Here is a 25,009-nt window from a genome sequence, read left to right as displayed (position 1 = left end):
ATGACCGTTATCGCTTCGGAGCTTTCCGCTGCCATCCGCTCCATTCCCGGCTATCCGAAGCCGGGCATCATCTTCAGGGACATCACGACTCTGCTTGGCAATCCGCGCGCTTTCCGCCGTGCCGTGGACGAGCTTGTGCAGCCCTATGCGGGAACGAAGATCGACAAGATCGCCGGCATGGAAGCGCGCGGCTTCATTCTGGGCGGAGCGGTGGCGCACCAGCTTTCCGCCGGTTTCGTGCCTATCCGCAAGAAAGGCAAGCTGCCGCACACCACCGTGCGCGTGGCCTACAGCCTTGAATACGGCGTTGACGAGATGGAAATGCATGTGGACGCCGTGCAGCCGGGCGAAAAGGTCATTCTTGTCGACGACCTGATCGCGACCGGCGGCACCGCCGAAGGCGCGGTCAAGCTCTTGCGGCAGATGGGCGCGGAAATCGTTTCGGCCTGCTTCGTCATCGATCTGCCCGATCTCGGCGGGCGCAGGAAGCTGGAAGACCTCGGTGTCGAAGTGCGGACACTGGTGGAGTTTTCAGGCCATTGAGGCCGGTTTCCGGTTAGGAATGTTGCGACAGGCCGGTGTTTTGTCCGGTCTTTCGTAGTGCGATCCATGTCCAGTGGACGCCCATGGCGCGATTGCCCGCTTGAATGGAGGCAACTTCTACCTGTCGGATCAACGTGAACCCCAGACGGGCTGCATTGCCCGTCGTTTCCGCTGGTGAAATGGGAAAAGCACGGCGGCCTTCGGGTGCGGGGCCGTGACGCAGGGACATGATCAGCAATCCGCCCGCTGCCGTCATCTCCGAGAGGCTTTCCATGGCGGTCTGCCGTGCCTCGTCATCGATATGGTGCCAGACGCCGCACAGCGTAACCAGATCGAACGGGCCGTGGAGGCGCGCTTTCACCAGATCGGGCAAACAGTCGTCAAGCCAGGTTATCTTGTGCGAGAGGTGCAATCTTTTTCCGGGTTCACGCAGTTCCTTGACCGGCTCTACCGCCAGAACATTATGGCCGCATTCGGCAAACCAGGCGGCATCGCGACCGGTGCCGCTGCCAACATCTGCGACGCGGGCCGGGGTGACCGGCAACAGATCGATGACCGCTGCGTAGATTTCTCGGCAATCCAGTCCATCGAACCTGGCAATCAGGTCCGGCGTTGCCGCTTCAGCATAACCCTGTAGAATATCGTTCATTCTTGCCTTCCCGCCGCGACGCCGATTCCGAGGGTATCGCGCGCGGGCTATCTCGGCCAGCCGCTATTCGAACTCCAGAACCCCGCTCTGGAAGGTCAGCACGGTTTCTCCGGACTGGTTCACGCCCTCGTTGAAGGTGGTGTTCAGCCAAACCCCGGCTCTTGATTCCAGCGGTCGGGCATCGAGCAAGGTGACGAAATAGGTAACGTCGTCTCCGGCGAAAACCGGCTTTTTCCATTTGAGTTCACGAAAGCCGGGGGAGGGGCCAAGTTTCGGTGGCTCGAGGCCAAGTTGTTTCAGCCTCTTCACTTCCTTGCCCCAATGGGAGAGGAAACATTTCATCCAGCCGGCGCCGGTGTGCCAACCGGAAGCGCAGAGCGCGCCGAAGACGCTGTTTTTCGCGGCTTCGGCATCGAGATGAAAGGGCTGCGGATCGAAATCGCGGGCGAAACGGACGATGTCTTCGGCGGAAAAATGCAATGTGTCGAGGGTGACGCGTTCGCCGATCGGGGAAAGTTCTGCCAGTCTCATGCCGCAAGGCCTCCGTCCGCACGCATCAGGAACATCACGGTGTTTTCGCCGTGCGATACCAGAACGCCGCGCTGGTTATAAAGCTCGTGGCGAAACTTCACGAGGCCGATGCCGGGGCGTGAGCCGGAGGTGCGCTGTTCCAGAACAATGGATTTTCCCGAAAGCGTATCACCAGCCAGAACCGGCTTTTTCCAGTCGACATAATCGATGCCGGGGCTGCCCTGCGATGTCGAATCGCTGATATAGCTCTCCGCCATCATTCGCATCAGCAGGGCGCAGGTGTGCCAGCCGGATGCCGCCAGCCCGCCGAGAATGCTCTGGCGGCCAGCCTCTTCGGACAGGTGCATGGGCTGGGGGTCGAACTCGCTGGCGAATTCGATGATTTGTGCTGCAGAAATCGATTGCGGTCCCAGGGGAAATTCCCGTCCAACGGAAAAATCCTCATAGGCATATGTCGCGACCGGCGCCATGGCTTCCTCCCTTGCCTAGTCGATGTCACCGGCATCTAAAATGATTTTTCCCTTTACGTAAAGGTCAAATCGAGAGTGCGTTTGCGGCGTAGGGAGATGCTATTGAGAGAGCCAGTTCAACATGGCGCCTTCTCCCCCCGAGGGGAGAAGGTCGCGACAGCGGGATGAGGAGCAAGGGTCGCGAGATTCGCCAGCGTTGCCCCCTCATCCGATCCTCCGGGCCACCTTCTCCCCGGCGGGGAGAAGAAATAAGCCACAAGGTCTGTGTCACTTCGGTCAGCGCGTCAAAAGACGCGATCTGACCGCCGCCGCGCTCAAGACCAGATCAGGTATTAAAGCGAAAGTGGATGACGTCGCCGTCCTGGACGACATATTCCTTGCCTTCGTCGCGTCCCTTGCCGGCTTCCTTGGCGCCGACTTCGCCCTTGTAGGCGATGTAGTCGTCATAGGCGATGGTGAAGGCGCGGATGAAGCCGCGTTCGAAATCGGTATGGATGACGCCGGCGGCAGCGGGCGCTTTGGTGCCGCGCACGATCGTCCAGGCGCGCGTTTCCTTCGGGCCGACGGTGAAATAGGTGATGAGGTCGAGCAGGTGATAGCCGGCGCGGATCAACCGGTCGAGACCGGCTTCGGTAAGCCCCAGCGCCGAGAGGAATTCCTCGGCTTCATCGGCCGGAAGCTGCGCGACTTCGGCCTCGATCGCCGCCGAGATGATCACGCATTCGGCGCCCTGTTGCTTTGCCATTTCCGCGACAGCCGCGGTGTGCTCGTTGCCGGTGGATGCGTCGGCTTCCGAGACGTTGCAGACATAAAGCACCGGGTGCGACGTCAGGAGATTGAGGCCCTTGAGGATTTCGATTTCCTCGTCCGCCAGTGTCTTCAAAAGCAGACGTGCTGGTTTTCCGTCGTTGAGCAGGGCAATTACGGCTTCCATTACCGGCAGTTGGGCCAAGGATTCCTTGTCCTTGCTGGTGGCGCGCTTGCGTGTCTGCTCGACGCGGCGTTCCAGGCTTTCGAGGTCGGCGAGCATCAGTTCCGTCTCGATCGTGTCGGCATCGCCAACCGGATTGATGCGGCCTTCCACATGGGTGATGTCGTCGTCCTCGAAGCAGCGCAGCACATGCACGACGGCATCGACTTCGCGGATATTGGCGAGGAACTTGTTGCCAAGACCTTCACCCTTCGATGCGCCGCGCACCAGGCCGGCAATGTCCACGAAGGAAATGCGGGTCGGAATGATTTCCTTCGATCCGGCAATGGCCGCGAGCTGCTGCATGCGGGGGTCCGGCACGGCAACCTCGCCGGTGTTGGGCTCGATGGTGCAGAAGGGATAGTTGGCGGCCTGCGCGGCCGCCGTTTTCGTCAGCGCGTTGAAGAGGGTGGACTTGCCGACATTCGGCAGCCCGACGATACCGCATTTGAAGCCCATGGCTTGAAACCTGTCCGTTTGAAAGAATTCGTTGAGGAGCCTTTTGCGGAAACGGCAGGGCAAGGTCAAGCCCGGGGGCCGATTTGGGCGGGCAAAGCCCCGCGAATGGCGCGGAATTTTGGGCGAGTGCGGGGCCGGGGTTGTCGATGCTGCGGTTGCGGCGCAATATGCGCCGGTCGAGCAACCGATCTTTCGTCATCAACGGGGATTTTCCCCCTGGGCTACAATTGAGTGACAATCACGGACGACAATGATGAGTGACAGTCCTGTTGATCTCAAACCGAAACCGAAAGTCAAACCGAAGCTGGAGCGGCCGAAGCTCTACAAGGTCATTCTGCTGAATGACGACTATACGCCGCGCGACTTCGTCACCCTGGTATTGAAGGTCGTCTTCCACATGGGCGAGGACACCGGCCACCGGGTGATGATGACGGCGCATCGCTTCGGAAGCGCGGTCGTCGTTGTCTGCGAGCGCGACATTGCCGAGACCAAGGCCAAGGAGGCGAACGATCTTGGCAAGGAGGCCGGATTTCCGCTGATGTTCACCACCGAGCCGGAGGAGTGATGTTCAATCCCGCCGGATCTGGAAACCCGTCTTGTTCTGAATGAAGCCGCAGCTTTCGTAGAAGGCATGCACCTCAGGACGCTGCCGGCCGGTCAGCAGCATCACCTTGTAGCAATTTGCGGCAAACGCGGTCTCGATGGCGTGGCGCACGACTGCGCGGCCATATCCCCGGCTGCGACGGGTTTCCAGCGTCACCACATTTTCGATGAAGGCATAGGGACGGGCAGCGCGCGTCAGGTTGGGGATGACGAGAAGCGTGGCGGTTGCAACGGGTTCCTGGTCTTCCATGGCGAAGAACACGGTGAGGCCGGGTTGGCCGAGCATGGCGGCGAAAACCGTGCTTGCCTCTTGCGCCGTCAGTTGCGGGTCTGAAGGGTTCAGCGCCTGGTAAAGTTCGAGCAGTTTCGGCAGATCGTCCGGGCCAGCTTCGCGAAGGCTCATGGTCTCTGAAGACATCTGCGCTCAATCCTTCTTACCAAACATCCGCTTCAGCATCTCCGCCATCGGCCCGGTTTCCGGCAGTTTTTTCGGTTGGGCGTTGTTGCGCGCCTGATAGATGTGGGATTGCGCGGCGGGCTTGGCCGCCTTGGCCGGTTTTTCCGTTTCCGGCTTGCTGCCGGTGGCAAGCGCCAGCTTGTTCATCAGCTGCGAATCCTCTGATTTCACCAGCATGGCGGCGTTGTCGGCAATGGCGTCCAGCAGCGGATCGAGCCAGACCCGGTCGGTCTTGGCGAAATCACCGAGAACGTGGCCATGCACTCGTTCCTTGTCGCCGGGATGGCCGATGCCGAGGCGCAGGCGACGGTATTCCTTGCCGCAATGGGCGTCGATCGATTTCAGGCCGTTGTGGCCGCCATGGCCGCCGCCCGTCTTGATGCGCGCGCGGCCTGCAAGCAAATCGAGTTCATCATGGATGACGATAATGTCTGCCGGTGCAAGCTTGAAGAAACGCATGGCCTCGCCGACGGATTCACCCGACAGGTTCATGTAGGTGAGGGGCTTCATCAGCAGAACCTTCTCACCGCCGATTTCGCCTTCGGAAATCTCCGCCTTGAATTTCCGCGCCCAGGGCGAGAAGGAAGGCAGGCGCTGCAGCGCGTCCACGGCCATGAAGCCGATGTTGTGACGGTTTCCCGCATATTGGGCGCCGGGGTTACCAAGGCCTGCGATGATCTTCATGGGGCATGTCCGCGTTTTTGCCTGACGATGCTGTTGTCACCACCCCGAAATGTTCCGGCTGTCAATCTTTTTATGGATTTTTTGGATGTGGCGAGCGGGCGCTCAAGGGCTGACGAGTTTGTAGCGGTCGAATATGCGCTGTTGCGTTCCATCAGCGATCAGCCTGTCCAGCCGCGCCTGCAATTTTGCAATGACCTCGTCAGGAACGCTTTTGTTGCAGGCAAGACCCAGCTGTTGCCGCGCCAGCGTTATCACTTCCCTGAACGTGCCTGGGGGTTGGCTTTTGAAGGTGCTTTCCGACATGGGCATCAGGTCGATGCGGCCTGCTTTCAGCTTGTGAAGCGTGATCTGGAAATCAGCGCCGACATCCACATGCTCGAAACCGAGGTTGCCAAGAAGGACCTCGGTGTAGTCGCCACGCTGGGTGCCGACCCGGTATTTCCTGGCGTCTTCCAGACTGGAGACGTTGATATCCGCATTCTGGCGCGCCACGAGGATGTTGCGGTCGCTATGGATCGGCGAGACCCATTTGAATAGTTTTTCCCGTTCGGACGTTCGCGCCGTGGCAAAGACGCAATGCATGGCCTGGGTAGTGGCCAATGCGATTGCCCGCGCCCAGGGCATGACGGCGACCTCGTAATCCGTGCCGGTATCCTCAAGCACGATCTTGAGCTGGTCGATATAAACGCCCGCCACGCTGCCGTCGTCGTTTTGCAGATTATAAGGTGGGTAAACCTCGGTGGTCAGGAAAAGCTTGGCTGCGCTGGCCGGGCCGGCAAGAGCAAGAAAGATCAGACAAAAGCGGATCAATCCCATGGCTGCTCCCACCCGCTTACGCTTGGCGCGCTGCGGCGCGGTCTGCGCCGTTATCCGCATTCAATGCGGCGATCAGCCGTTCGATGGGCTGCGGTCGCGCAAAATAATAGCCCTGTCCGTAATCCGCGCCTATCACTGTCAGAAGCTCCTTCTGCTCTTCCGTCTCGACGCCTTCGGCGATGACGGAGCAATTCATCTTGTGTGAGATTGCGGCGATACCCTCGACCAGCATGCGGCTGCGCTGCCTTATCTCCACCGTGTCGTCGCAGATCGAGCGCGTGAAGGACTGATCGATCTTGACGATGTCGACCGGAAAGCGGCTGAGATAGCTCAGCGACGAGTAACCCGTGCCGAAATCGTCCAGCGCGATGCGGCAGCCCAGCTGGTGAATGGCATTGAGGATCGCCCGGATTTGCGGATCGTCCTTCATGATGACCGCCTCGGTTATCTCGATAATCAGCCGTTTGGGAAGAATGCCGTAGCGATGAAGGACGCCGGCGATACGGGTCGGCAATCCCGGTTCGAACTGCAGCGGCGAAAAATTCACCGCCACATAGGATTGCTCCATGCCGGGCAGGTGAGACAGTCTGGCCAGATTGGCGATTGACTGGTCGAGGATGACATTGCCGATGCGATGGATGGTGCCGTTTTCTTCCGCAAGGCTGATGATCGTGGCGGGAGAAAGCAATCCCTTTTCCGGATGGTTGAGACGCAACAGTGCCTCGAAACCCGCCGTCTGGCCGGTTGCAAGATCTTGAATCGGCTGGAAATAAGCCTCGAACCAATTGTCGGAAAGCGCCTGCGCGATATCCCTTTCCAGTTCCGCATGTTCGCGGGCGCGGTCCATGATCGAGCTGTCGAAGATCTGCGAGCCGTTCTTGCCCGTTCTCTTGCGGGTATACATGGCCATGTCGGCATTCTGCAAAAGTTCGGACGCGCTTGCGGCATGCAGCGGGTAGATCGCCATGCCGATGCTGGCGCTGAGACGGATGCTGTTGCCTTCGATCTCGAAGGGTGTGTCCAGCATGGTGCAAATCCGCTCGCAGAACAGCTGGGCGCGCTCCTCCACCTTGTCGCCCGCAAGCAGAATGGCGAATTCGTCGCCGCCCAGACGCGATGCGCTGTCCAGCGGTGTCAGCAGGGGTTCGATTTTCAGCGTGAATTCCCGCAGGACCGCATCGCCCGCCGCATGGCCGAGATTGTCGTTGATGGCCTTGAACCGGTCGAGGTCTATGAAAAGGCATGCCAGTTCGCTGCCGTTCCTGTCGGCGTCACGGATCTGCACGTCGAGAATGGCCTCGAAACCCTGGCGATTGAAGAGGCCGGTCAAATGGTCGGAAATAGCCTGCTGGCGGTTGCGCTTTTCCGACTGGCGCAGCTCCGTCACGTCAGTCATGACGCAGAGATATGTGCCCTGATGTGCGTTACCGGAATCAAGGGCTTTTTCAAGGATGAGCGCGTCCATAACGCTGCCATCCATGCAATGAAAACGCACCGTGATACCCGCCTGTGCGGCGTCGGGCGAATGTTGCACCGCCTTGCGCTGCAGGAAAAAGGACCGGTCATCCGGGTGGATGAGGTCGGCGAAATTCAGGCCGAGTATTCTGGCCCGATCATAACCGGTCGCCTGCACCCAATAGTCGCTGACCGCGGCAATCCGGTCGTATCTGTCAAGCGAGAACAGCATGGCGGGCGTGCGGTTGTAGATTTCCGTCTTCCGCTCATGGGCATGCTTGATTTCCAGCTCTTCCTTTTCAAGCTGGGTCTGCATTTCGTTGAAGCTTTTTGCCAGCCTGCCGATCTCGTCCTTCGAGCGCCAGTCGACATGGTGGCGGGAGCCGACGCGGCGTGTCGCTTCTATCGCTGCCGCCAGCCGCATCAGCGGGCGGATGACCATGAAGCGGTTGCCGGCGATGGCCGCAAGAACGGTGGTGAGAATGGCGAGAATGAAAATTGTGATGAACGCCAGTTCGGTGCGGCTGAGAGAGGTCAGAAGACCGATATCGTCGTAATAGACTGTCAGTTGCCCGACGGTGACGACACCGTTTGTGGTTTTGTAGGTCACTTCGCGGGTCGTGGAGGCCGCATCCTGAATGATGTCGCTGCCAGCCGTCTGGATGATGTCCAGCTGGCCAGAGGTATCCTTGACCTCGACCATGCGGATCACGGGGTCGGAAACGAGGGTGCCGGTAATCTGATTTATGGTGTCGTCGTCGAGATCCCATAGCGGGCGGGCAAGCGCCTGCGCATTGGTTGACAGCAGAATCTCAAGGTGATTGCGCTGGCTACGGATAGCCTCGTGATAGGAGAGGGTCAGCAAAAGGGTGAAAAGCGGGGCGACCACTGTGAGAAGTGCACCGGAAACAATCGCGATAAAGCGACTTTCGACGGAATGAGCCATGTTCTATTGCAGTACCCTCTACCCCAGATAACTGCGCCCCGTTTCCGCCCCGTCCGGAGAGACATCCTTGAGGTTTTCGGCAACGGCCTTGTATCCCCACTGTATTTCTTCAACCCGTCCGGTGTTTTCACGATAACGCAATGGGCATCGTTTCATGGAATTGTTAATTCACGCTGAAACGGGTCCGGCATCCTGCACGCGGCGAGAGGTTTTTGCTTTTAAAGTTCATAAAAACTAAAAGGCCCGTTCCGAAAACGGAACGGGCCTTTTAGCTCAAATCTATCTGACCTTATGGCCGCAGATTATTATTCAGAAGCTTCGCCGGCTTCTTCTTCAGCAACGCCGCCAGCCGGAGCAACGATCGTTGCGATCGTGAAGTCACGGTCAGCGATTACAGGCGTGATGTTCTTCGGCAGCTTCACATTCGAAATGTGAACGCTGTCGCCGATCTTCAGACCGGAGAGATCAACCGTGATGAATTCCGGAATGTCGTTGGCCGGGCAGTGGAATTCCACCGTGTGGCGAACGATGTTCAGAACGCCGCCGATCTTGATGTCCGACTTTTCTTCGTTTTCGAAGTGAACCGGAACTTCAACGTTGACGAGCGTGTTGCCCGAAACGCGCAGGAAGTCGACGTGCATGGTGAAGTCGCGGACCGGATCAAGCTGGTAGTCCTTCGGCAGGACCTTGATCTTCTTGCCGTCGACGTCGATTACCGCAACAGTCGTCATGAAGCCGCCAGCGTGGATACGCTTGGTTACTTCGTTGGTCGACAGAGCGATGGAAATGGGGGCCTGCTTGTCACCATAGATGACAGCGGGAATCAAACCGTTGCGGCGAAGTTCACGAGAGGACCCCTTACCAACTCGTTCGCGCGCCTCGGCCTTGAGCTCATACGATTCTTTGCTCATGGCAATTCCTTTCGAGGTTATATGGAGAGTTCATGCCCGCGGGCGCTGAACTGGAGAGGCTAAAAGCCATCTCGCCCGCGTTGCCTCCAAGGGTGTCTACACGGGTGCGGGCGCTATAATACAAACGGAAGACAAAGACAAGAGCGGCCGTTTTCCACGGATGCTAAGCTGTGATTTTATTAGATTTTTCTAATTCACTCGTGCATTGCAACTTTTAATATATGCTTATCCATTCATATAAACCGGCTGCAAACTTGGCAAGTGATAAGGCTGCCTGGAATTCCAATTGCGTAGATGACAATGCTTAAAGTTCTCCAGTGCCTTACCGTCGATCATGACTTCCGATACACCACAGCAGCGGTCCTCGTCTGCATGCTGGGAAGCTTCGTCACGATGCGTCTATTCTCGAGGGCGCGTCAGGCGAGGGGTTGGCAAAAGGTCAACTGGCTGTTTCTGGCTGGTGTCAATGGTGGTTCGGCGATATGGACCACCCATTTCGTGGCGATGCTGGGTTATGTCGCTGCCGGGGAGGTGGGTTACGATCCCTATCTGACCGGGCTTTCGCTTCTCATCGCCATTGCCACAACGACAACCGGCTTTGCCATTTCCGCCTATGGCGGACGCACAGCCCTAGTGGAAGCGGGTGGTGCGACAGTCGGTCTCGGTATCACGGCCATGCATTATACCGGCATGGCTGCCTATCAGATCCAGGGCATGATTTTCTGGAACCAGACCTACGTCATCGCTTCGCTGGTGCTCGGGGCTGTATTCGGCGCGCTCGCGGTCAATCGCATCGCGCGCCCGGTCAACCGGTTTTGCCAATATAGCTCGGTTGCGTTCCTCATCCTGGCCATCGCCTCCATGCATTACACCGGCATGGCTTCGATGTTGTTCGAGTTCGATCCGCGCATCGTCATTTCGGAAAGTCTGCTGCCGCCCGCCATCATGGGTGGAGGCGCCATCGCCGTGACGCTTCTCCTGCTGGCGCTCGGGCTTTCCACCTATGTCATCGACGCCCAGTCCACGCAGCAGGCGGTCGCCCGCTATCGTCATCTTTCGCTGCACGATCCGCTGACGGGCATTCCGAACCGCGCGGCATTTATCGAACATCTCAACCGCCGCACGCGCCATCTCTCCATGGGCGCACACACGGCGCTTTTGTCCATCGATCTCAACCGCTTCAAGGAAATCAACGACGTTCACGGCCATGCGGCGGGCGATGCCGTGCTGCGCGCCATTGCCGACCGCGCAAGTTCCGTTCTGAAAGCCGGGGAGTTTCTGGCGCGTATGGGCGGGGATGAATTCGTGGCGATGACCCATTCCTATTATACCCGCGCTGATGGTGCAGAATTCGCCCAGCGGCTGATCGAGCAGATCAGCAGGCCGGTTGAATGGAACGGGCAGACATTTTCGGTCGGCGCAAGTGTGGGCATATCGGTGCGCAATACCAGCGCCATCGACGCCGACACGCTGATGGCCCAGGCCGATGTCGCCATGTATCGGGCAAAAGGCGGGACTTCCGACACGATCTGCTTTTACGACAAGTCCATGGATGAAGCCGCACGCGAACGCAACGCGCTTGCCGTGGCCATGCGCAGCGGTCTCGCCAACAGCGAGTTCGAGCTTTATTACCAGCAGCAGAATGATACCAAGAGCGGCAGCATCGTCGGTTTCGAGGCGCTGTTGCGCTGGAAACATCCGGAACGCGGTATGATCTCGCCCGTCGAATTCATTCCGATCGCGGAGCAGACCGGCTTTATCGTCGAATTGGGCGAATGGGTTCTGCGCGAAGCCTGCGCGCAGGCTGCCCTTTGGAAAAAATCGCTTTCCATCGCCGTCAATGTCGCCCCGCAGCAGCTTGCGGACAATGATTTCCCCGAGAAAGTCGAGAAGATTCTTCGGGAGACGGCGCTTGCACCGGAGAGGCTTGAGCTTGAAATCACCGAAGGCAGCATCATCGCCGACCACCGCCACGCGCTGATCACGATCCGAAAACTCAAGGCGCTCGGCGTCAAGATCGCCATGGACGATTACGGCACGGGCTATTCCTCCCTGTCGACCCTGCAGAGCTTTCCCTTCGACAAGATCAAGATCGACCGGGCCTTTATCGATGGCCTGTCGACCAATGTGCAGTCGGAGGCGATCGTTCGCTCCACGCTCATTCTGGCGCATAGCCTCAATATTCCGGTGCTTGCGGAAGGTGTCGAGACCAAGGCCCATATCGAGTTCCTGCGCCGCGAAGGCTGCCTGCAGGTGCAGGGCTTCTTCTTCGGCAGGCCCGGTCCCTTGACCTCAATCGCCAATCTCGTCGACGACACGTTCCTCTCGACGGAGGACGAGCCGGAGGTCACCACCACCGGCCAACGCTATTTCAAGGCGGTATGATATCAGGCGCAGCCCGCGGTTGCGCTGACGGATGCGGGTCGCAAAGTTTTTAGTTGAAACGTGAACGCTTCCAGCGCACCATTGCCGAAAAGCTTTGGGAGGAGCGAATGCCGACAGACATCGCCCATGCGGACCGCGTGTATGAAACAGCGCGCCAACGTTCTGCAGCCGCAAGTTCTCCGATCATCGCCTCATGGCGCCGCTGCATGGTCACGCACCGTCTTGCGCCGGAGGAAAACCGCAAGCCAATCTTTCTCACCGACGTCGAATTCCGCCGCGCACGCGAAAGTGCGGCGGGCCTGATTGCCGAAAGCACGGATGAACTCGACCGCATTTTTCACAGTGTCGGCAAATCCGGCTGCTGCCTGCTTTTGACCGACGCCCAAGGCGTCGCGCTGGAGCGCCGGGGTGCTGCCGGCGACGATCGTGATTTCCGGGCGCTCGGTCTCTGGTCCGGCGCCGTCTGGAGCGAAGCGAGCGTCGGAACCAACGGTATTGGAACGGCACTTGCCGACGAACGTTCGGTGGTGGTCTATCGCGACCAGCATTTCTTCACATCGAACACGGAACTCTGCTGCACCACGGCCCCGATCCGCGACCATACCGGCCGGGTGACGGGCGCTCTCGATATTTCCACGTGCCGCGACGACATCAACGAAATGACGTTTTCTTTCGTCACGCAGGCGGTGCGGGATGCGGCGCAGCGCATCGAGGGCAATCTCTTCCGCCGGGCCTTTCCCGGCGCGCGCATCGTCGTGGTGCCTACGGGTTTCAGTCCGGCACTTTCGTTGCTTGCCGTCGATCAGGACGATCTCGTGCTTGGGGCGACGCGCGCGGCGCGGCTTGCGCTGAAGCTCGATGACCATCGCATTGCGCAGGGGCTGCCCGCCGCCGATGTCTTGCAGGAACAGCGTCACGATGGCGGTTCCGATCTCGAGGAGGCGGAACGTTCGGCTTTGCGCAGGGTTCTGTCGCGCACCAATGGCAATGTCACGCAGGCCGCGTTCCTGCTCGGCATCAGCCGCGCCACGCTTCATCGCAAGATGAAGAAATTCGACGTGCATTGAGGCTACCCGAGACGATACCCGCTCAATTCAGCGGGATCGGAGCGGGTTTGTCGCAGATGTGAGACAATGTGCGCTGCGGAACCGCGCGGTGCCACTACCCGCAACGATCATCTAGGCCCACCTTCCTGTCATGCGGTCCGTCGCGGATCGTTTTCATCAGGGAGGATGAAATCATGAATATTCAGGTTCAGCACAAAGCTGGCGAAGCGCCCTTCAAGCTGAAATACGGAAATTTCATCGGCGGCAAATGGGTGGAGCCGAAATCCGGCCGCTACATGGACAATCTGTCGCCGGTAACGGGTCACAAGATTTGTGAGGTTCCGCGCTCCGATGCGGCCGATATCGAACTCGCACTGGATGCCGCCCACCAGGCGCGGGAGAAGTGGGGCAAGACGAGCGTTACCGAACGTTCCAACATCCTGCTCAAGATCGCCCAGCGCATTGAGGACAATCTGGATCTCATCGCACGGGCCGAAACCTGGGATAACGGCAAGCCGCTACGCGAGACCACCAATGCGGATATTCCGCTGACGATCGACCATTTCCGCTATTTCGCGGGCTGCATCCGCGCGCAGGAAGGCACGATCGGTGAAATCGACAATGACACGGTCGCTTATCATTTCCATGAGCCTCTCGGTGTCGTCGGCCAGATTATTCCGTGGAACTTCCCGATCCTGATGGCCGCATGGAAACTTGCACCGGCACTCGCCGCCGGCAACTGCGTGGTACTGAAGCCGGCGGAACAGACGCCTGCTTCTATTCTGGTGGTGATGGAGCTTATCGAAGACCTGCTGCCGCCGGGCGTGCTCAACATCGTCAACGGTACTGGTGTTGAAGCGGGCAAGCCGCTGGCGCAGAGCAAGCGCATCGCCAAGATCGCCTTCACCGGCTCCACCCCGGTCGGCAAGGAAATCATGCGTTATGCGGCCGACAATGTCACCAACATCACGCTGGAACTGGGCGGCAAGTCGCCGAACATCTTCTTTGCCGATGTGATGAATGAAGACGACGCCTTCCTTGACAAAGCGCTTGAAGGTTTCGCCTTCTTCGCGCTTAACCAGGGCGAAGTCTGCACATGCCCGTCGCGTGCGCTGGTGCATGAATCGATCTACGACCGCTTTATGGAAAAGGCGATCAAGCGCGTTCAGGCCATCAGCCAGGACGACCCGCTCAATCCGTCGACCATGCTGGGTGCGCAGGCCTCGCAGGAACAGTTCGACAAGATCATGCGCTATCTGGATATCGGCAAGAAGGAAGGCGCAAAGGTTCTGACCGGCGGTGACCGCAAGACGCTCACGGGCGATCTTAAGGACGGCTACTATATTCAGCCGACGGTCTTCGAAGGCAACAACAAGATGCGGGTTTTCCAGGAGGAAATCTTCGGTCCTGTCGTTTCGGTCACCACCTTCAAGACGGTGGAAGAAGCGCTCGAAATCGCCAATGACACGGTTTACGGTCTTGGCGCTGGCGTCTGGAGCCGCGATACCAATATCGCCTATCGCGCTGGCCGTGGCATCGAAGCGGGCCGCGTGTGGACCAATTGCTACCACGTCTATCCGGCCGGTGCCGCCTTTGGCGGTTACAAGCAGTCCGGCATCGGTCGCGAGACCCACAAGATGATGCTCGATCACTACCAGCAGACCAAGAACCTGCTCGTATCCTACAGCCCGAACAAGGTTGGCTTCTTCTGAGTTCCTCCCCGGAAGCCGGCGACGGATCGTCTTGATTTCCGGCCGCCGGCGAGTTCCCAGGGGCTTCGGTCCCTGGGAACCCGGATGAAGTTCAGCAAAATAAAAGGCCGGAGGTTTTGCCTCCGGCCTTTTTTTACTGCGGACTATGCCGCGTAACGCTGGTCGCGGTTTCGGGTGGCGCCTACGGAGAACTGGCCCACCTGTTCGGTCAGGCCATCAGCTTCGCTTGCGAGCGAGAAGGCCGCAGCCGTCGTTTCTTCCACCATCGCCGCGTTCTGCTGCGTCACATGGTCGAGTTCGTTGACGGAGGCGTTGATTTCGCCGAGGCGACCGGATTGTTCGCGCGATGCTGTGGCGATTTCACCGATCTGATCGTTGACCGACTGGATGCGTTTCTGGATCTGCTCGAGGCTTTCTCCGGTTTTCAGCACCAGTGCCACGCCGCTTTCCACATCGCCCGCAGAGGTGGCGATGAGCGTCGTGATATCCCGTGCGGCAGCCGCCGATTTCTGCGCGAGTTCCCGTACTTCCTGTGCCACGACCGCAAAACCCTTTCCGGCCTCACCGGCGCGGGCGGCCTCAACCCCGGCGTTCAGCGCCAGAAGATTGGTCTGGAAGGCGATCTGGTCGATGACGTCGATGATCTGGCGGATCTTGGACGACGACGTCTCGATACGCTCCATGGCGACGATTGCTTCTTTGACGACAGCGGTGGATTTATGGGCGTCCTGCATGGTTTCCGCCGTCGTTCCGACTGCGACGTCGCAGCGGGAGAGGGAAATGTTGACGGCCTGCGTCATGTCACCAAGTGCGGCGGCTGCTTCTTCAAGGGCGGCCGCCTGGCGTTCCGTGCGCCGCGACAGATCTTCCGATGCGCTTTTCAGCTCCCCGGAGCCGGAGCGGATGGCATTGGCGCTTTCGCCGATGCTGGAGATCGTCGCATCCAGCCCCGCTATGGAGTTGTTGAAATCGACGCGCAGATGGTCGAGCGACGGCACGAAGGGTTTTTCAATGCGAAGATCGAGCCTGCCCGCAGCAAGATTGGCAAGGCCGGTTGCAAGCGCATCGACGGCTTCTTCCAGCTCCTTTGCACTTCTTGCCTTTTCCATCTCACGCTGGGCACGTTCCTCGTCCAGTTCCTCGCTCTTGCGATGGGACTCGGTTTCCATGCGCTGCTTGTCCAGAATGCCCTGGCGGAAGGATTCCAGTGCGCGCGCCATGGTGCCGATTTCGTCGCCACGGGAAACGGCCTTGATCTCAATATTATTGTCACCGCCGTTCAGACGTTCCATCAACCCGGCAAGGCCGGTCAGCGGCTTGGTCAGGCTGGCGGAAACGAAAATGCCGATGAGTGTCATGACGGCAAGCACCGCAAGTGTCGCAAGCGTTGCCCAGAAGGCGAGATCATTGGCCGCCGCCAGCACCTTGCTCTCCTGCTGGCCGATGGCCAGAAGATGCTTCTGTCCGAAAACGGAGACCGGACGATAGGCGTAGAAGATGCTGCCCGCTGGGGTCTTCGCCATAACCGTTCCGGCTTCGCTGGCACCTGTAAGTGCCGCGAGACTTTCTGAAACGGCGACACCAGCCCCACCGGAGAGCACGCCCGCGCGAAGTTTGCCGTCAGCGCTCAGAAGAACGGCGTCGTCGATGGACTTGCCGGTTTCCTCAGGTGTTACCACCGCACCGATACGGTCTGCGGAAATGCGCATGATGACGGCGCCCTTGCGCTGCAACTGGCCCCAGTTCGAGACCGCGAGCGGCATGCCGATCAGGGCCGAGTCATTGGTGCTGCCATCGCTGAACCCGGTTGTGCTGATGACACCGTCCTTTCCGGCCTCGATGCGATCGAACAATTCCTTGATCGCGCTGTTTTGCGGTTCCGTCACATTGGTCAGGAAGTTCTTGCCCTTGGTCACGGAATAGATAATGAGGCCTGCCTTGTCGATGACGTAGATGTCGCTGACCCGGGTGTTGCGCCAGACGCTGGCAATGGCCGCGTTGATCGTGGCATGGCGAATGGCATAGAGCAGCCGCAAACCTTCACCGTTGAAGGAGGCGCGCTCCTCCTCGGATACGCCCTCGCGGCGGAATGCCTGGATAATCGCATCCTTTTCCGTCGGTACGACCGTGGTCATGGTTTCCAGCGCCTGAGCGATCGCAGCGTTCTGCGACAGCTCGGAAATGCTTTGTTCGACGCGCAGCGTATAGGCATCAAGCTGCTTGGATTGGTTTCCCGCAACCGTCTCGAGCCTGATCTTGCTGGCGTCGATCAGGCCGGACTTGCCCGTTTCGTATGACAGCAGCCCAACGGCCAGGCACGAAACCAGCGTCGCGCCCGTGACGAGCGCTGCGAATTTGGCCTTGATTGACAATGATTTAGCTTTGACAGCAGTCGGATTTGCACCCGGCATCCTGTTTCCTCCCCCCAAAAGAACGTTGCGGTACCGTCGCAACAATTGTTTACGGTCGCGTTAAGCGTGGTGGGGAATTGTATGATTATTTCCCGCATACCGTGAAAAAATCGAAGGCCCTGGCCGGCCATTCTCCGTAATAAAACTGCAATGGAACGGGCGCATACCGTGCGAAGTTCAACGGCTGTTCATATTCATGCAAGCTTTTCGCGCTCCTGCTCTTGCCACTATCGACGATGTTTGCGGAACACCCGCAGCTGGATATGACGGAGCCCCTTTGAGATCGATTCCGGATTTCGCGGTTATCGTACCCATGCACAATGAGGAAGCGAGCGTTGAAACGCTTGTCGCTGAGATCGTTGCTGCCTGCCAGCCGGTCGGTCCGTTCGAGATTATCGTGGTGGACGACGCATCTTCCGATCGCACGGCGGATGTGGCGCTTTCGCTTGCCGGGCGTTATCCGATGCTGCGGCTGGTGCGGCATGACCGGCAGGGCGGGCAATCGGCTGCGATCCACAGCGGTGTGCAGGCAGCGCGCGCGCCGGTTGTCTGTATGCTTGACGGAGACGGGCAGAACCCGCCGGACAATCTGCCGGCGCTTCTTGCGCCGCTTCTTGCCACGAACGCGCCCGGCCGGCTTGCGCTTGTGGCCGGCCAGCGCGTCGGCCGGCGCGATACGCTCGCAAAACGTCTTTCCTCCCGCTTCGCCAATGGCTTGCGGGCGCGGATATTGAAGGACGGCACGCGGGATACCGGCTGCGGCCTCAAGGCTTTCCGTCGCGACGCCTATCTCGCCTTGCCCTATTTCGATCACCATCACCGCTATTTTCCGGCGCTCTTCAATCGCGACGGCTGGCAGGTTGCCCATGTCGACGTTACGCACCGGGCGCGCCTGCATGGCAACTCCCATTACACCAATATCGGCCGCGCGCTTGTCGGCATCCATGACCTGATCGGCGTTGCCTGGCTGTTGCGCCGGCGCAAGCGGGCAAGCTGGGCCGAAACCTTCAAAACGGAGACATCGCCGTGAACGCACCGGCCTTATGGTCCATGCTGCATGTGAACAGCTGGAAGGAATTTCTCTGGGTCTGCACAGGCTTCATGGGCCAGATGCTGTTCACCATGCGTTTTCTGGTTCAATGGATTTCGTCGGAACGGGCGAACCGCTCGGTCATTCCAGTAGCCTTCTGGTATTTCTCCATCTTCGGCGGCCTTGTGCTGCTATTATACGCGATCTGGCGTCGCGATCCGGTTTTCATTCTGGGGCAGGCCTCCGGCCTGTTCATTTATGCCCGAAATCTCTGGTTGATCCATGCAGAACGCCGCCAGCATGCATGAGGCCGCAGCTCTGCCTTACGCGCAGGCGAATGAGCAGCGCCAATGGATGACGTTTGCGCTTGCGGCAATCGTGCTCGTCACCGTGCTGCGCATCCTCGGGCTTGCTTTCAACCGCACCGATCTTTTCGTTGATGAGGCGCAATATTGGCTGTGGGGCCGGGAGATGGCGTTCGGCGCCTATTCCAAGCCACCGCTGATCGGCTGGATCATTCGCGCCGCCACCACTCTGAGCGGCGGCGAGAGCACCTTCGACGTGCGGCTGGCCGCGCCGGTCATCCATGGCATAGCGGCCGCGGTAATCCTTGCGCTCGGGCGCATGATCTATGATGCGAAGCTCGCTTCGCTGGCTGCCGTCATCTATCTGACGCTGCCCGCCGTGACGCTCGGCAGCCTGTTGATCTCGACCGATACGCCGATGATGCTGTTCATCGTGCTGTCGATGATCTGCATGCGCAAGCTCGCAGAAGCACGCGCCTCCGCTGTGTCCGCGATGCTCTGGAGCATTGCGCTCGGTCTAAGCTTCGGCCTCGGGCTGATGTCTAAATATGCGATGATCTATTTTCTGCCCTGCTTCATCGCTGCCGGCTGGCTTTGTGTGGGTTGGCGCATCCGTTGGCGCGACGCCGGTATTGCTGTTCTGGTCTGTGCCGCGGTCATCGCTCCCAATCTGTGGTGGAATGCCGCGCATGATTTCATGACCGCGCGCCACACGGCGGACAATGCCAACTGGCATGGCGTTAAGCTGAAAATCGGTCCGGCGCTCGAGTTCTTCTTCTCGCAGGCGGGTGTTGTCGGGCCGTTCGTCTTCATCGGCATGATCGTCGCGACGTTCAGGGCGAAAACCGCTGAAACCCGGGCGCTTGTCGCCCTTTCGGTACCGATCGTGCTTCTGATCACCGCGCAAGGGCTGATGTCACGGGCGCTCGCCAACTGGGCGGTGGGGGCTTATGCCGCGGGCGTGCTTCTGGCAGTGCCTGTTCTGGCATCCCGACGTTGGCTCACCATTTCCAGCCTTGTGCTCGGCGGCATCGTTGCCATCGCACTGCCGTTGATGACGATCGCCGGAACGGAATTGCGCTTGCCGAATGGCGACCTGGCGATGAAGCGTTATCTCGGCAGCTCGGAGCTTGTGTCGACCGGCCTGTCCCGGGCGCGCGAGGCGGGGGCGGATGCAATCGTCGCTGCAGATCGCTCCATTCTCGCCGAGCTTTTTTATCAGCTGCGGGACGAAAAGCAGGTATTGCGGCGTGCGCTGCCTGAAACCGGCGTTCCTTCCAGCCACTACGCGCTTCTTTATCCCTTGAAATCCGGCGAGGCGAAAAATCCGGTGTTTCTTGCAAGGTCAGACGGCTTGCCGGGCTGTCTCAATGGCGAGGCACCGCTATCGACCTGGGTTGCCGGGCCGGGCTCGTTCGAAGGCAAGGAAATCGGTCTCTGGCGTCTGCCGCCACAATGCATCCCGAGGGTTGCCGATGGACAATGATCTTTCGCATATGCGGATCACGATCTGGGTTACGTTCGCCACATTGGCGCTCGTCATCCTGTTCGCGACCTTCCCGTCCATCGACCTCGAGTTTTCTTCCCTGTTCTTCTCGCCCGAAGCGCGCCTGTGGGCTGGAAGCCTGCCGGTTCCGGAATGGTTTCGCGATACGTTGCGGGAGTTAACGGAACTGGCCACGCTTCTGGCCTTCATCGTTCTGGTCGGCAACATCAGGCTGGGGGCGCTGCAGCGCACGGGCTGGCGCGTCTGGGCCTTTCTCTGCGGGCCCGTGGTGCTCTGCGCCGGGCTTCTGGTAAACGGGGTGCTGAAGGCCAATATCGGCCGCGCCCGGCCGTTCAGCGTCAGCGATTTCGGTGGACATCAGCTTTTTACGCCGCCTTTCCAGTTCAGCACGCAATGTTATTCAAACTGTTCGTTTTCCTCCGGTGAAACGGCGCTCATAGCGAGTTTTTTCCTGCCGCTCTGCGCGCTTGTCTGGAACCGTCTGCAATGGGGCGGGCGTCTTTTCATGGGCAGCACTGCCGCCGGAGCCATAATCCTCATGTCCGGTCTGCGTATTGCAGCTGGCGGGCATTTCCTGAGCGATGTGGTGATGTCCGTGCTGTTTTCCGCACTGACGACGCTGTTTCTTTACCGGGCGCTGGCAATTGCCCGTCATCGCCATCTGTTTACCGGCGATGCCGTTACGGCCGATGCCATCAGCCTTTGGCGCAATGGCAGCCATGCCGTTCGCAACCGCGCTCGGCGCTGGTGGCCGAAAATCAAGGCCGCCGCCACACGGCTGCAACGACCGCCGGATGCGGGCACGGCATCTTCCTGAGTGGTGCAGATGGAGTGATGCGATCTCTGCGGATGCTGAGATAGCTGGCAAAGTTGATAAGCCCTCTTCTCGTCATGCCAATCTTTAACCGGCATCCAGCCACGGCGCGTCTGCGCCGTAAGAAAGGGTCTTACGCGATCAAAGACTTGATCGCACTGGACCCCGGACTAAATCCGGGGTGACGGTATGCGGATGCAGTGATTTTGCAGATGTGCGAGAGAAACGATTGCTTCAGTCGAACAGGCCGGAAACCGACTGTTCCTGCGCGGTGCGGTTGATCGCTTCGCCCAGAAGGCCCGCAGTGCTGATCACGCGGATATTGTGCGCGGACTGGACGCTGGTGGTCGGCTGGATGCTGTCGGTGATGACGAGTTCGCGCAGCTTCGATGAGGCCACGCGGGCAACGGCGCCGCCGGAAAGCACGCCGTGCGTGATATAGGCGGTGACGCTGGTTGCGCCCTTTTTCAACAGCGCTTCGGCAGCGTTGCAGAGCGTGCCGCCGGAATCGATGATATCGTCGATCAGGATGCAGTCCTTGCCGGATACGTCGCCGATGACGTTCATGACTTCGGATTCACCCGGACGGTCACGGCGCTTGTCGACGATGGCCAGCAGACAGTCCAGACGCTTCGACAGGGCACGGGCGCGCACCACACCGCCGACGTCAGGCGAAACGACCATGACGTTGTTGGTGTCGTAGTGGTCCTTGATATCGCGGGCCAGAATGGGCGCTGCGAAGAGGTTGTCGGTCGGAATATCGAAAAAGCCCTGGATCTGGCCGGCGTGAAGATCGAGCGTCAGAACGCGGTCGGCGCCGGCTTCGGTGATCAGGTTGGCGACGAGCTTGGCGGAAATCGGTGTGCGGGGGCCGGCTTTGCGATCCTGGCGGGCGTAACCGAAATAGGGAAGTACTGCCGTGATGCGTTTTGCCGAGGAGCGGCGCATGGCATCGATCATGATGAGCAGTTCCATCAGATGATCGTTTGCCGGAAATGAAGTGGACTGGACGAGAAAAACGTCCTCCCCGCGTACGTTTTCACTGATTTCTACGAAAATTTCCTGGTCAGCAAACCGCTTTACGGTGGCATTTCCCAAGGGAACGTTGAGATACTTGCAGATCGCTTCGGCAAGGTGCCGGTTCGAATTGCCTGCGAAAACCTTCATTGCGCCCGCCTGTTTCCATGCAATCGCCTTGCGCCACGGGAAAGTGTCTGCCGTAACCAAGCGTCGTTCAAGGGGAGGAACATCCGGCTGAAAAGCCTTTGCCGGATACGCCTTGTTGCCATGCGCGCCTTAATAGCGTTGTTGCTTCCGATTGCAAGAGGACTCCGTGCTTTCGCACTGATTTTCATGAAATCTCTGTGACTTCTCCCGCCGTTTCATCTCATCCCCTTTGAGACTGCTTCCATGACGAATACTCGTTGAGCGTTTTTGCGGCGATATCCTGCATGACCCTGTCGGTCGCGGCGGCCCAGGGATCGCTGCCCTTCGCTGCCACCGTTTCCTGCCCCTGCAGGCGGTGGAGCCTGACACCATTGGCATCCAGAACGTCCCAGACGTAGATGATGTTGACCTTGCTACCATCGGCGAAGGCGGAGAAATATCCCTTGAGGATGTTCTCTGCCGAATTGTCGTTGGAGGCGCGGATTGTCAGCCCCTTTGCGCGTGCCTCGGCGCCCAGTTGCCGCGAAAGCGGCGTGACGGCCTGAACGGGCGCGCCGATGATCGGCAGGAAGCGGATGGTGTTGCCGGAAGCGGCGGGGGCAAGTGCAGCCGTCTGCTGTGGAGGCGGCGGCTCGCTGCTGGCGGGTGAGCGGCCTGAGGATTGTCCGGGAGACTGGGTCTGAGCAAGCGGTTCGCCGTACTCATTGCCGTTGGAAAGCGCCTGTGCCTGCGCCTGCAGGGAGTTCTGCGGTGCATAAGCGGGCACGGAAGAGGCGGTTGCCGGTGCGCCTGCGGGCGCGCGGTCGGCGGCGGCAGCCATCTGGTCGAGATCGCCCTGCGTCACCGGTGTCGATTGCGAGCCATTTTGGCCGACATTCACCTGCGGCGTCAGCGCCTCCGTGGTGTTGCAGGCCGACAGGGTCAACGCCAGCGCCGGAATGACGAGGACCGAAACGACAAACGTCTGGAAAGGGCGGGTAAACCCCGTCCGGCTCATGCGACGTTTCCTCTCATGTTCCGCTCCTTCTTGCCCAAGGTGGCGGCAATGTAGGGCCGGTTTTCCCGCTCTGTCAAACCCGGTGCAGATTTAAGCTGTGAGAAGATCGAGGCTATGGCGCGAGAGCGGTTCCGGCGCGCCTTCCGTGGTGAGGTAGGTCTGGCCGAGGGTCATGGCGGTGCCGGAATCGGAATCCATCACGATCATGTGCACGAACAGGGTCATGTCGCTGGCGATTTCCTGCGAATTGCCGGCATGGAACATCTGATGCTCCATCCATGACGGGGAGAAACGCGCGCCCAGCGAATAACCACAGGAGTTCAGGCGATGGCGGGTCAGTCCACGCTCGTCCATGACGCGGGCGTGCACGTCGAAGACATCGCCGAAGGTCTTGCCGGGCCGCAGCACTTCTTCGATGTCGGTGAGGTTTTGCAGGCAGGCGCTGTAAAGCTCCTTCTGGCGGAAGTCCTGTTCGCCGATCACCACCGTGCGCATCATGGCGGCGTGGTAGTGGGCGCTGACACCCGCCCATTCCAGCGTCAACTGATCCTTGTCATCGAGCCTGCGGCGCCCGGCCTTGTAACGGCACAGCAGCGCGTCCGCACCGGAGCCGATGATGAATTCATTGGCGGGATAGTCACCGCCGCCGGCCAGAACCGCTCCCTGCATTGCCGAGAGGATCGCGGCTTCGTCCGCACCGGGCTTGATGAGTTCCAGTGCAGCGTCCAGAGCCTCGTCCGCAAGTCTGCCTGCCTTCCTCGCATAGGCGATCTCGGCTGGGCTCTTGATGAGCCGCAAGCTGCTGACCAGATAGGAGGCGTCGATCATCTGGCAGAAGCTGGCAAGCTGGTTGTCCAGCAGGCGGGCGACGCGCCCGGTCATGCCGTGGGTGTCGTATTCCACGCCGATCTTGGCGCCAAGGAGATCGAGATCGCTGAGGAGGTTCTTAAGATCGAGCGTCGGGTCGGCATTGGGCCGGTCGACCCAGACGAGAATATTCTCGATCGTCGAAGTATTCCGGGCCTGCCGCATATCCGCCGAACGGGTCAGAAGCATCATGGAGCCGTCCGACTTGACCACCAGCGTCTGGAAGAAGCAGTAGCCGAAGGTGTCATAGCCGGTAAGCCAGTACATGCTTTCCTGGGCGAAAAGCAGAATGGCGTCCAGCTTCTCTTCCGCCATCTTCGCAATCAGCCGTTCGCGGCGGGCATCGAATTCCGAGAGCTCGAAGTGCAGGGCCATTTAGTCCTCCAGAATTGCGATTGCGGAAATCTGCCGCCCGTAGTCGGGCTCGGCACGGTGGGTCGTGCGGCGGTAGGAATAGAAGCGTTCTTCATCGGGGTAGGTGCATAGGCCGAGGTTTTCCGCTCTCACGCCCGCATTGACCAGCCGGTCCACCGTAAATTGCTTGAGGTCGAACAGCGCATGGCCGCCTTTGTCCGAAGCGGTGAAATACGCCGCATAGGCGGGATCGAAATCGGTGAAGCGCGCCACATATTCAGGCCCGACCTCATAATTGGCCTGGCTGATGGAGGGTCCGAGAGAGGCGGAGATGCGCTCGCGGCTGGCGCCCAGCTTCCTCATGCTCTCGATCGTGTTTTCGAGCACGCCGAACAATGCACCCTTCCAGCCGGCATGGGCGGCACCTACAACGCCCGCTTCAGCGTCGGCAAAAAGGATAGGGCCGCAATCGGCGCTCAGAACGCCGAGCACGAAACCCGGTGTCGCCGTTACCATCGCATCGGCTTGCGGGCGGCTGCCGTCATAGCTTTCATCGACCACAAGGACGTCAGGGGAATGGACCTGATGTACGGTGGCGAGACGTTCCGGGGACAAGCCGAACCATTGCGTGACGCGCCGGCGGTTTTCCTGCACCAGTTCCGGCTCGTCATTCGAGCCGAGGCCGACATTGAGGCCCTGATAAAGCCCCTCGGAGACACCGCCCTGCCGGGTGAAGAAACCGTGACGGACACGGTTTTCACTCAAGGCGGCAAGCAGGGGGCTCTGGATGGGGAGCGGCAGCGTTTCGTTCTGCATGGTGCGGGAGTTCCTTGGAGAATGTCGCTGTTGGCCAGTGGGATGCGTTAAGCGAGATGTTTCCTGTTGCCGCGGCGTTGCGCGGCGTTTGTCTGGTGCAGTGT

General features: G+C 59.6%; 23 protein-coding genes. 9 read left to right on the top strand and 14 right to left on the bottom strand.

Going from position 1 to position 25,009, the window contains the following annotated elements; translation table 11 throughout:
* Positions 1-543 carry an adenine phosphoribosyltransferase gene (locus tag CRP02_RS22420; RefSeq protein WP_097172325.1) on the top strand — a complete coding sequence of 181 codons (543 nt, stop codon included), beginning with the start codon at positions 1-3 and terminating at the stop codon, positions 541-543.
* A 13-nt stretch (positions 544-556) separates the two neighbouring features.
* On the opposite strand, the gene CRP02_RS22415 is transcribed toward CRP02_RS22420, so the two are convergent.
* The 4 genes from CRP02_RS22415 to ychF all read right to left on the bottom strand — a co-directional run bounded on the left by CRP02_RS22415 (position 557) and on the right by ychF (position 3,622).
* Complete coding sequence (locus CRP02_RS22415; protein ID WP_097172324.1) at positions 557-1,192, bottom strand: class I SAM-dependent methyltransferase; 636 nt, start codon at positions 1,190-1,192, stop codon at positions 557-559.
* A 63-nt stretch (positions 1,193-1,255) separates the two neighbouring features.
* The gene (locus tag CRP02_RS22410) at positions 1,256-1,723 is read right to left on the bottom strand and encodes a MaoC family dehydratase (protein ID WP_097172323.1); all 468 of its coding nucleotides are present in this window, start codon (positions 1,721-1,723) and stop codon (positions 1,256-1,258) included.
* A complete protein-coding gene (locus tag CRP02_RS22405) occupies positions 1,720-2,193 on the bottom strand; it encodes a MaoC family dehydratase (RefSeq protein ID WP_097100658.1) in 474 nt (157 codons plus the stop codon). Before CRP02_RS22405 ends, CRP02_RS22410 begins: the two co-directional genes overlap by 4 nt.
* A gap of 325 nt (positions 2,194-2,518) precedes the next feature.
* Complete coding sequence (ychF, locus tag CRP02_RS22400; protein WP_003513497.1) at positions 2,519-3,622, bottom strand: redox-regulated ATPase YchF; 1,104 nt, start codon at positions 3,620-3,622, stop codon at positions 2,519-2,521.
* A 253-nt stretch (positions 3,623-3,875) separates the two neighbouring features.
* On the opposite strand from ychF, the gene clpS reads away from it, so the two are divergent.
* Complete coding sequence (clpS, locus tag CRP02_RS22395) at positions 3,876-4,187, top strand: ATP-dependent Clp protease adapter ClpS (RefSeq protein WP_003513495.1); 312 nt, start codon at positions 3,876-3,878, stop codon at positions 4,185-4,187.
* A 3-nt stretch (positions 4,188-4,190) separates the two neighbouring features.
* Here clpS and CRP02_RS22390 read toward each other — a convergent pair whose 3' ends face one another.
* The 5 genes from CRP02_RS22390 to CRP02_RS22370 form a co-directional block, all read right to left on the bottom strand.
* Positions 4,191-4,643 carry a GNAT family N-acetyltransferase gene (locus CRP02_RS22390; protein ID WP_097172322.1) on the bottom strand — a complete coding sequence of 151 codons (453 nt, stop codon included), beginning with the start codon at positions 4,641-4,643 and terminating at the stop codon, positions 4,191-4,193.
* A gap of 6 nt (positions 4,644-4,649) precedes the next feature.
* Positions 4,650-5,366, bottom strand: a complete 717-nt coding sequence (gene pth / locus CRP02_RS22385) for an aminoacyl-tRNA hydrolase (protein WP_097172321.1) — start codon at positions 5,364-5,366, stop codon at positions 4,650-4,652.
* 102 nt (positions 5,367-5,468) lie between these two features.
* Positions 5,469-6,182 carry a substrate-binding periplasmic protein gene (locus CRP02_RS22380; protein WP_097100655.1) on the bottom strand — a complete coding sequence of 238 codons (714 nt, stop codon included), beginning with the start codon at positions 6,180-6,182 and terminating at the stop codon, positions 5,469-5,471.
* 16 nt (positions 6,183-6,198) lie between these two features.
* Positions 6,199-8,583: a bifunctional diguanylate cyclase/phosphodiesterase gene (locus CRP02_RS22375; RefSeq protein WP_097172320.1), complete on the bottom strand. Its 2,385-nt coding sequence runs from the start codon at positions 8,581-8,583 to the stop codon at positions 6,199-6,201.
* A gap of 305 nt (positions 8,584-8,888) precedes the next feature.
* Positions 8,889-9,494, bottom strand: coding sequence for a 50S ribosomal protein L25/general stress protein Ctc (locus tag CRP02_RS22370; RefSeq protein WP_097100653.1), 606 nt, complete (start codon positions 9,492-9,494; stop codon positions 8,889-8,891).
* Positions 9,495-9,794: 300 nt separating this feature from the next.
* Between CRP02_RS22370 and CRP02_RS22365 the strand changes: the two genes are divergently transcribed.
* The 3 genes from CRP02_RS22365 (at position 9,795) to adh (ending at position 14,637) form a co-directional block, all read left to right on the top strand.
* Positions 9,795-11,879 carry a putative bifunctional diguanylate cyclase/phosphodiesterase gene (locus CRP02_RS22365; protein ID WP_097172887.1) on the top strand — a complete coding sequence of 695 codons (2,085 nt, stop codon included), beginning with the start codon at positions 9,795-9,797 and terminating at the stop codon, positions 11,877-11,879.
* Positions 11,880-11,986: 107 nt separating this feature from the next.
* Positions 11,987-12,946 carry a helix-turn-helix domain-containing protein gene (locus CRP02_RS22360; RefSeq protein ID WP_097172886.1) on the top strand — a complete coding sequence of 320 codons (960 nt, stop codon included), beginning with the start codon at positions 11,987-11,989 and terminating at the stop codon, positions 12,944-12,946.
* A 173-nt stretch (positions 12,947-13,119) separates the two neighbouring features.
* A complete protein-coding gene (gene adh, locus CRP02_RS22355) occupies positions 13,120-14,637 on the top strand; it encodes an aldehyde dehydrogenase (protein WP_003513477.1) in 1,518 nt (505 codons plus the stop codon).
* Positions 14,638-14,780: 143 nt separating this feature from the next.
* On the opposite strand, the gene CRP02_RS22350 is transcribed toward adh, so the two are convergent.
* Positions 14,781-17,048 (bottom strand): methyl-accepting chemotaxis protein, encoded by a 2,268-nt coding sequence (locus CRP02_RS22350; protein WP_097172319.1) that lies wholly within the window; start codon positions 17,046-17,048, stop codon positions 14,781-14,783.
* A gap of 190 nt (positions 17,049-17,238) precedes the next feature.
* Between CRP02_RS22350 and CRP02_RS22345 the strand changes: the two genes are divergently transcribed.
* The 4 genes from CRP02_RS22345 to CRP02_RS22330 are packed head-to-tail and all read left to right on the top strand — an operon-like array spanning position 17,239 to position 20,707.
* Positions 17,239-18,078 carry a glycosyltransferase family 2 protein gene (locus CRP02_RS22345; protein WP_097172318.1) on the top strand — a complete coding sequence of 280 codons (840 nt, stop codon included), beginning with the start codon at positions 17,239-17,241 and terminating at the stop codon, positions 18,076-18,078.
* 20 nt (positions 18,079-18,098) lie between these two features.
* Positions 18,099-18,386: a lipid-A-disaccharide synthase N-terminal domain-containing protein gene (locus tag CRP02_RS22340; RefSeq protein WP_029658792.1), complete on the top strand. Its 288-nt coding sequence runs from the start codon at positions 18,099-18,101 to the stop codon at positions 18,384-18,386.
* A complete protein-coding gene (locus CRP02_RS22335) occupies positions 18,361-19,869 on the top strand; it encodes an ArnT family glycosyltransferase (protein WP_179784101.1) in 1,509 nt (502 codons plus the stop codon). Before CRP02_RS22340 ends, CRP02_RS22335 begins: the two co-directional genes overlap by 26 nt.
* Positions 19,859-20,707 carry a phosphatase PAP2 family protein gene (locus CRP02_RS22330; protein WP_097172316.1) on the top strand — a complete coding sequence of 283 codons (849 nt, stop codon included), beginning with the start codon at positions 19,859-19,861 and terminating at the stop codon, positions 20,705-20,707. Before CRP02_RS22335 ends, CRP02_RS22330 begins: the two co-directional genes overlap by 11 nt.
* A 231-nt stretch (positions 20,708-20,938) precedes the next feature.
* Here the strand turns inward: CRP02_RS22330 and CRP02_RS22325 are convergent, their stop codons facing one another.
* From CRP02_RS22325 to pgeF, 4 genes are all read right to left on the bottom strand, one after another.
* Positions 20,939-21,871, bottom strand: coding sequence for a ribose-phosphate pyrophosphokinase (locus tag CRP02_RS22325; protein WP_003513466.1), 933 nt, complete (start codon positions 21,869-21,871; stop codon positions 20,939-20,941).
* Positions 21,872-22,091: 220 nt separating this feature from the next.
* A complete protein-coding gene (locus CRP02_RS22320; protein WP_097172315.1) occupies positions 22,092-22,868 on the bottom strand; it encodes a hypothetical protein in 777 nt (258 codons plus the stop codon).
* Positions 22,869-22,958: 90 nt separating this feature from the next.
* Positions 22,959-24,110 (bottom strand): M24 family metallopeptidase, encoded by a 1,152-nt coding sequence (locus CRP02_RS22315; protein WP_025594132.1) that lies wholly within the window; start codon positions 24,108-24,110, stop codon positions 22,959-22,961.
* Complete coding sequence (pgeF, locus tag CRP02_RS22310) at positions 24,111-24,905, bottom strand: peptidoglycan editing factor PgeF (RefSeq protein ID WP_097172314.1); 795 nt, start codon at positions 24,903-24,905, stop codon at positions 24,111-24,113. It abuts the gene before it with no gap.
* Positions 24,906-25,009: the final 104 nt, after the last annotated feature.

Source organism: Rhizobium sp. AN5 (assembly GCF_900215255.1).
GTDB lineage: Bacteria > Pseudomonadota > Alphaproteobacteria > Rhizobiales > Rhizobiaceae > Agrobacterium > Agrobacterium tumefaciens.
The sequence above is the reverse complement of the archived record's forward strand: the minus strand, read 5'-3'. Positions and strand labels throughout refer to the sequence as shown.

Excerpts from the sequence above, each read along its gene's own strand:
- CRP02_RS22420 (WP_097172325.1), top strand. The coding sequence starts at position 1 with ATGACCGTTATCGCTTCGGAGCTTTCCGCTGCCATCCGCTCCATTCCC.
- CRP02_RS22415 (WP_097172324.1), bottom strand. The coding sequence starts at position 1,192 with ATGAACGATATTCTACAGGGTTATGCTGAAGCGGCAACGCCGGACCTG.
- CRP02_RS22410 (WP_097172323.1), bottom strand. The coding sequence starts at position 1,723 with ATGAGACTGGCAGAACTTTCCCCGATCGGCGAACGCGTCACCCTCGAC.
- CRP02_RS22405 (WP_097100658.1), bottom strand. The coding sequence starts at position 2,193 with ATGGCGCCGGTCGCGACATATGCCTATGAGGATTTTTCCGTTGGACGG.
- ychF (WP_003513497.1), bottom strand. The coding sequence starts at position 3,622 with ATGGGCTTCAAATGCGGTATCGTCGGGCTGCCGAATGTCGGCAAGTCC.
- clpS (WP_003513495.1), top strand. The coding sequence starts at position 3,876 with ATGAGTGACAGTCCTGTTGATCTCAAACCGAAACCGAAAGTCAAACCG.
- CRP02_RS22390 (WP_097172322.1), bottom strand. The coding sequence starts at position 4,643 with ATGTCTTCAGAGACCATGAGCCTTCGCGAAGCTGGCCCGGACGATCTG.
- pth (WP_097172321.1), bottom strand. The coding sequence starts at position 5,366 with ATGAAGATCATCGCAGGCCTTGGTAACCCCGGCGCCCAATATGCGGGA.
- CRP02_RS22380 (WP_097100655.1), bottom strand. The coding sequence starts at position 6,182 with ATGGGATTGATCCGCTTTTGTCTGATCTTTCTTGCTCTTGCCGGCCCG.
- CRP02_RS22375 (WP_097172320.1), bottom strand. The coding sequence starts at position 8,583 with ATGGCTCATTCCGTCGAAAGTCGCTTTATCGCGATTGTTTCCGGTGCA.
- CRP02_RS22370 (WP_097100653.1), bottom strand. The coding sequence starts at position 9,494 with ATGAGCAAAGAATCGTATGAGCTCAAGGCCGAGGCGCGCGAACGAGTT.
- CRP02_RS22365 (WP_097172887.1), top strand. The coding sequence starts at position 9,795 with ATGCTTAAAGTTCTCCAGTGCCTTACCGTCGATCATGACTTCCGATAC.
- CRP02_RS22360 (WP_097172886.1), top strand. The coding sequence starts at position 11,987 with ATGCCGACAGACATCGCCCATGCGGACCGCGTGTATGAAACAGCGCGC.
- adh (WP_003513477.1), top strand. The coding sequence starts at position 13,120 with ATGAATATTCAGGTTCAGCACAAAGCTGGCGAAGCGCCCTTCAAGCTG.
- CRP02_RS22350 (WP_097172319.1), bottom strand. The coding sequence starts at position 17,048 with ATGCCGGGTGCAAATCCGACTGCTGTCAAAGCTAAATCATTGTCAATC.
- CRP02_RS22340 (WP_029658792.1), top strand. The coding sequence starts at position 18,099 with ATGCTGCATGTGAACAGCTGGAAGGAATTTCTCTGGGTCTGCACAGGC.
- CRP02_RS22335 (WP_179784101.1), top strand. The coding sequence starts at position 18,361 with ATGCAGAACGCCGCCAGCATGCATGAGGCCGCAGCTCTGCCTTACGCG.
- CRP02_RS22330 (WP_097172316.1), top strand. The coding sequence starts at position 19,859 with ATGGACAATGATCTTTCGCATATGCGGATCACGATCTGGGTTACGTTC.
- CRP02_RS22325 (WP_003513466.1), bottom strand. The coding sequence starts at position 21,871 with ATGAAGGTTTTCGCAGGCAATTCGAACCGGCACCTTGCCGAAGCGATC.
- CRP02_RS22320 (WP_097172315.1), bottom strand. The coding sequence starts at position 22,868 with ATGAGCCGGACGGGGTTTACCCGCCCTTTCCAGACGTTTGTCGTTTCG.
- CRP02_RS22315 (WP_025594132.1), bottom strand. The coding sequence starts at position 24,110 with ATGGCCCTGCACTTCGAGCTCTCGGAATTCGATGCCCGCCGCGAACGG.
- pgeF (WP_097172314.1), bottom strand. The coding sequence starts at position 24,905 with ATGCAGAACGAAACGCTGCCGCTCCCCATCCAGAGCCCCCTGCTTGCC.